This window comes from uncultured Gimesia sp., assembly GCF_937919775.1.
Classification (GTDB): domain Bacteria; phylum Planctomycetota; class Planctomycetia; order Planctomycetales; family Planctomycetaceae; genus Gimesia.
In genome coordinates this window covers 1-4,486 of record NZ_CALFPF010000719.1, presented here as the reverse complement: position 1 = coordinate 4,486, position 4,486 = coordinate 1, and the positions used below count along the sequence as shown (strand labels likewise).

Sequence of the window (4,486 nt, the reverse complement as noted above, 5' to 3'; positions counted from 1 at the left end):
ACTGAGGTCCGCGACACCGAGGCACTGGGCCTGGCCTGTCGCCGACTCGAACTGGGGGAACCCGTGCACGAAACCGTTCCTCTGTTTAGTGGGGAAGCCACCGGCTATTGCGTCCGTCTGCCAGACTGGCGGTATCCTATCGTCTTCGATGTCGATCAGGGCCAGGTTCGATACGACAACTTTGAAGGTCGCTGGGGAGAGCCGGCTCAACTCAACACATTGCTGCAATTTTATGGCGTGGAAAAATGCCGTCTGGAAGCGCGCCGGAAGGGACATTCCGTCCTCGAAAACCAGCTCAGCGACGGTTCCATCAAACTCACTATTCAGATCGGAGCAGACCATTGAAAACAATCAACATCATATTTTCAACCGACGGTCAGTCCCGGATTGAAACCCGCGGCTTTACCGGCTCCCGCTGTAAAGACGCCAGTCGGTTTCTGGAAGCGGCGCTGGGGAAGGTTTCCGCGGAACAGCTGACCGCTGAATACCACCAGAGCGTCCAACATCAACCCAACAATCTGAGACAGGAGAATTAGCTTTCGCAAATCAACATATACAGGTCTTACCTGAGCGAATTATCGAAAATCCCCAACCGGTGCGTGTGCTGGTGGTCGTCGAAGGGACACACGACATCAAATTCCTGAGACGGATCTCCACTCTCCTGCATGCCAAGCATCCCACACTGCCTGATCTGGCCGGCATGGAGCGCAACAAGGAACTCATTTTTCTGCCCATCAGTGGGCATCCCCAAGCCTGGGGCAAGCGACTGGCTCCTCTTAACCTGCCAGAGTTTCATTTGTACGATCGCGAACAGTCACCGGTCACGGAATTGCGTCAGCAAACCGTCGCCACAATCAATCAACGCTGTTGTTGCCGTGCCGTGCTGACGTCGAAACGGAGTCTGGAAAACTACCTGCATCCCCGTGCCATACAGACCGTTGCCAACATCACTCCTGAATTCGGTGACCATGATTGTGTGGCGTCGGAAGTGGCGCAACGGGTATTTGACAGCACTCATAACGATTACTCCTGGAGCCAGCTCACGCGACGGGCCCGGGTGCGACTGACGAATCGAGTCAAGCACTGGCTCAATACCAGTGCCGTCGAGCAGATGACGGTCCCCCTGTTGCAGGAACGTGATCCGGACGGGGAAATCATTTCCTGGCTGGAGACGATCGGCCAACTGGCTGAAACCGCTTAAACACATTTCTCACCTTCTTTTTCATCAAACCATCAAGGAAACTTCTATGTTACTATCCGAACGACTGACTGAGAACATACGCGCCTGCTTTACTGGTATCTGGATTCAGAGTCACGAACACGACGAGGCGTTGCTGGAAATGTCCCGGCTTTGTCACAGCGAAGACTGGCGATTACTCTCCTGGGACATTGACCGGGGGCTGCAGGGAACGGAACTCGCTGCAGACCGCGACACATCGCTCCTCGATCCCCTGGCGGCCATACACTGTCTGAATAGTCAGGCTGATCCGGAGCGGCCCACGCTGCTGGTTCTCAAGAATTTCCATCGGTTCATCAATTCTCCGGAAATCATTCAGGCGCTGACACAACAGATCAATCTGGGAAAACAGGCACGGACATTTATTGTCATCCTTTCCAGCCTGGTCCAGATCCCCACAGAACTGGAAAAACTGTTTGTCTGTCTGGAACATGATCTTCCTGATCGGGAGCAACTGCTGGAAATTGCCCGCAGTATCGCCACGGAAGCGGGAGAATTGCCGGAGGAACCTGAACTGCAACGTGTCTTGGACGCTGCCTCGGGTCTGACCCGTTATGAAGCTGAAGGGGCCTTCAGCCTCTCGCTGGTACGACATGGCCGCATCGAAGCCTCTGTCGTATTGGAGCTGAAATCTCAGACGCTGCTGAAAAGTGGTCTGTTATCACTGCACCAGGGATCAGAATCGTTCGATGGACTGGGAGGCCTGGAAGCCCTCAAAGCCTTCTGTCTGCAAGCTCTTCGATCCCGCCCCCAGGATGCGACACCTGTTCGTCCCAGAGGCGTGTTGTTACTGGGAGTTCCGGGAACCGGTAAAAGTGCGTTTGCCAAAGCACTCGGCAAAGAGACGGGACGTCCCACACTGACACTCGACGTGGGCGCTCTAATGGGTTCGCTGTTGGGCCAAACGGAAGAGAGAACTCGTAGAGCCCTCCGAATCGTCGATGCCATGCAGCCAGCTATCCTGTTTATCGATGAAGTCGAAAAAGGCTTGAGTGGCGCAGCCTCTTCCAGTCAGTCTGACAGCGGTGTCTCAACCCGCATGCTGGGAACGCTGCTGGGCTGGTTGAACGACCACACTTCAGACGTGTTCGTAGTTTGTACCGCCAACGACATTTCCAAACTGCCGCCGGAGTTTGTGCGGGCCGAACGCTTTGATGCATTGTTCTTTCTGGATTTACCAGGAGATGACCAGAAGCAGGACATCTGGGGGCTGTACCGTGAGCTGTTTGGTCTTACGCCAGACCAGCCATTGCCGGACGACCGGCACTGGACGGGTTCTGAAATCCGGGCCTGCTGTCGTCTGGCGGCACTGCTCGAAGTTCCTTTAATCAAGGCCGCTGAAAACGTGGTTCCCGTGGCCATTACCGCCGCCGAATCGGTGGCCCGTTTACGACGCTGGGCCAGCAGACGCTGTCTGTCTGCAGAACAGCCAGGCATTTTTAGCAACGACGAGCGATCCGGTTCGCGTTCTCGTCGTAATCTCTCACGCGATCCCCATAGAAACTAAACCACACTCTATTTAAGGATCTAATATGACCATGACTGCTATTGATGAAGTAAATACCCGCACCGATCCCATCGATCGGCTACGGTCAACGATGTGTGCCACACGTATCAGTTTTGAATGGTTCGGCACGCGCAAGTCCCTGACACGCGACCAGAAGACTCAGGCTGCCGAATCGTTTGGAGCAGAGGGGACGTTTCTGAGTGCCGGCAAGAAACTGCTGGATACCGGTCATCCCCGTTTCCGGGCCGTGAATGCGGTCCGCCAGCGGGTGCGATCGTACTGGACTTCCATCAGCTTGCCCTTTCCGGAACCCGGAATTAGGTTACTGCGCCAGGATGCCCTGACTACTTTCCAGGAGCAGATGCACCAGTTTACAGAAGAGCTCAACGAAGCCGTCTCAAACCTGGATGAACAATATCTATCGTTGAAGTCAGCAGCCCAGGAGCGACTGGGGAGTCTCTTCAATGACGATGATTATCCCGTGAGCATGATCGGACTGTTCGAGGTTTCCTGGGACTTTCCCAGCGTCGAACCGCCGGATTACCTCAGGCAGCTCAATCCGGAACTTTATGAGCAGGAATGCCAGCGCGTGCAATCGCGCTTTGAAGAAGCGGTCAGGCTGGCGGAAGACGCCTTTCTGGGTGAACTGTCACAGTTAGTATCGCATCTGACGGACCGTTTAAGTGGACAGGCTGACGGCCGCCCCAAAGTTTTCCGGGATTCGGCTATTGGCAACCTGCACGAGTTCTTTGAACGCTTCCGATCCCTGAATGTGCGGTCCAATGAGCAGTTGGATGTACTGGTCGCGCAATGCCAGGGGATTGTACAGGGTATCCAGCCCCAGGAATTGCGAAAACGCGGTGAACTCCGTCAGCAGGTCGCCTCTGAGCTGTCGGGAGTCCAGGCTGCCCTGGATGGTCTGTTGATCGACCGTCCGCGTCGACAGATTATCCGAACCCCCAAATAAGGTGATCCACATGAAACTTTTGATCTCACCGCAGGGGGCGGTGCATTGCGTTTACTCAGAAGCCATTGACCTGACAACCGTCGGACGACTGGCCATCTCACGTGGCTCTTATGTCGAACCGAATGCAGCCGGTCAGTGGCTGGTGGATCTGTCCCCTGTGGACGGTCCACAGCTGGGACCTTTCGCGCAGCGGAGTGCTGCCCTGAAAACCGAAACGGACTGGCTGGAGCAGCACTGGTTGTCTCCAGACTCCCGTCCCTGAGAACTGACGACTTAATTTTAAAACTGGTTTGCCCCGGTCCCGCAGGTTGATTGCCTGCAGGACCGGGGCTTTTTTTGTTTAAACATTTTCGTATTGAAGGAGACAACTGATGAAACAGGCAGACTTAAACCGGGCGGTTGCCCTGGCAACTGGCGAAAGTATGTCGACCGTGAAACGTCTGGGTTTCTTATTAGCGGAGCCCGATGAGGTCATTGATCCCGCAGCAGAGGAATCAGGACCCTATGTGATCGACTGGGATGAGCTGGAAACCAATCGACTGAATTCCGAGCGACAAGGGGCTCACCATGAACCAGTGGTGGCCTGACCTTCCAACGAGCGAATGCTGTCGGACTGCCTCAGAAGACCTCAGTGCACGATCGAATTCGCAGTCGGCACTTCGGCAAATGGTGCACGCCGGTCGCATCAGGGGACGACGGGGTGTGAAAGGTAATACACGCCGCAGAAAACGACGTCGAAAACGATGGCCGCTCACATAAACAAACATTGTGTGTT

The 4,486-nt window shown here is 55.0% G+C and carries 7 protein-coding genes; all 7 read left to right on the top strand.

All coding sequences use genetic code 11. From position 1 onward, the window contains the following. On the top strand, nt 1-345 hold a 345-nt coding region (locus Q0294_RS20315; protein ID WP_299469103.1), incomplete at its 5' end, for a DUF1257 domain-containing protein. After that, nucleotides 342-536, top strand: a complete 195-nt coding sequence (locus tag Q0294_RS20310; protein ID WP_299469101.1) for a DUF2997 domain-containing protein — start codon at nt 342-344, stop codon at nt 534-536. The genes Q0294_RS20315 and Q0294_RS20310, both read left to right, overlap by 4 nt. A 59-nt stretch (nt 537-595) precedes the next feature. Further along, complete coding sequence (locus Q0294_RS20305) at nt 596-1,201, top strand: hypothetical protein (RefSeq protein ID WP_299469100.1); 606 nt, start codon at nt 596-598, stop codon at nt 1,199-1,201. 46 nt (nt 1,202-1,247) lie between these two features. Beyond that, a complete protein-coding gene (locus Q0294_RS20300; protein ID WP_299469098.1) occupies nt 1,248-2,744 on the top strand; it encodes an AAA family ATPase in 1,497 nt (498 codons plus the stop codon). A 31-nt stretch (nt 2,745-2,775) separates the two neighbouring features. Then, nucleotides 2,776-3,711, top strand: coding sequence for a hypothetical protein (locus Q0294_RS20295; RefSeq protein WP_299469096.1), 936 nt, complete (start codon nt 2,776-2,778; stop codon nt 3,709-3,711). Nucleotides 3,712-3,721: 10 nt separating this feature from the next. Then, nucleotides 3,722-3,973, top strand: coding sequence for a hypothetical protein (locus Q0294_RS20290; RefSeq protein WP_299469094.1), 252 nt, complete (start codon nt 3,722-3,724; stop codon nt 3,971-3,973). A gap of 109 nt (nt 3,974-4,082) precedes the next feature. Continuing rightward, nucleotides 4,083-4,298, top strand: a complete 216-nt coding sequence (locus tag Q0294_RS20285) for a hypothetical protein (RefSeq protein ID WP_299469092.1) — start codon at nt 4,083-4,085, stop codon at nt 4,296-4,298. Nucleotides 4,299-4,486 lie beyond the last annotated feature (188 nt).

Coding starts and splice junctions, on each gene's coding strand:
- Q0294_RS20300 (WP_299469098.1), top strand. CDS start 1,248: ATGTTACTATCCGAACGACTGACTGAGAACATACGCGCCTGCTTTACT.
- Q0294_RS20295 (WP_299469096.1), top strand. CDS start 2,776: ATGACTGCTATTGATGAAGTAAATACCCGCACCGATCCCATCGATCGG.
- Q0294_RS20290 (WP_299469094.1), top strand. CDS start 3,722: ATGAAACTTTTGATCTCACCGCAGGGGGCGGTGCATTGCGTTTACTCA.
- Q0294_RS20285 (WP_299469092.1), top strand. CDS start 4,083: ATGAAACAGGCAGACTTAAACCGGGCGGTTGCCCTGGCAACTGGCGAA.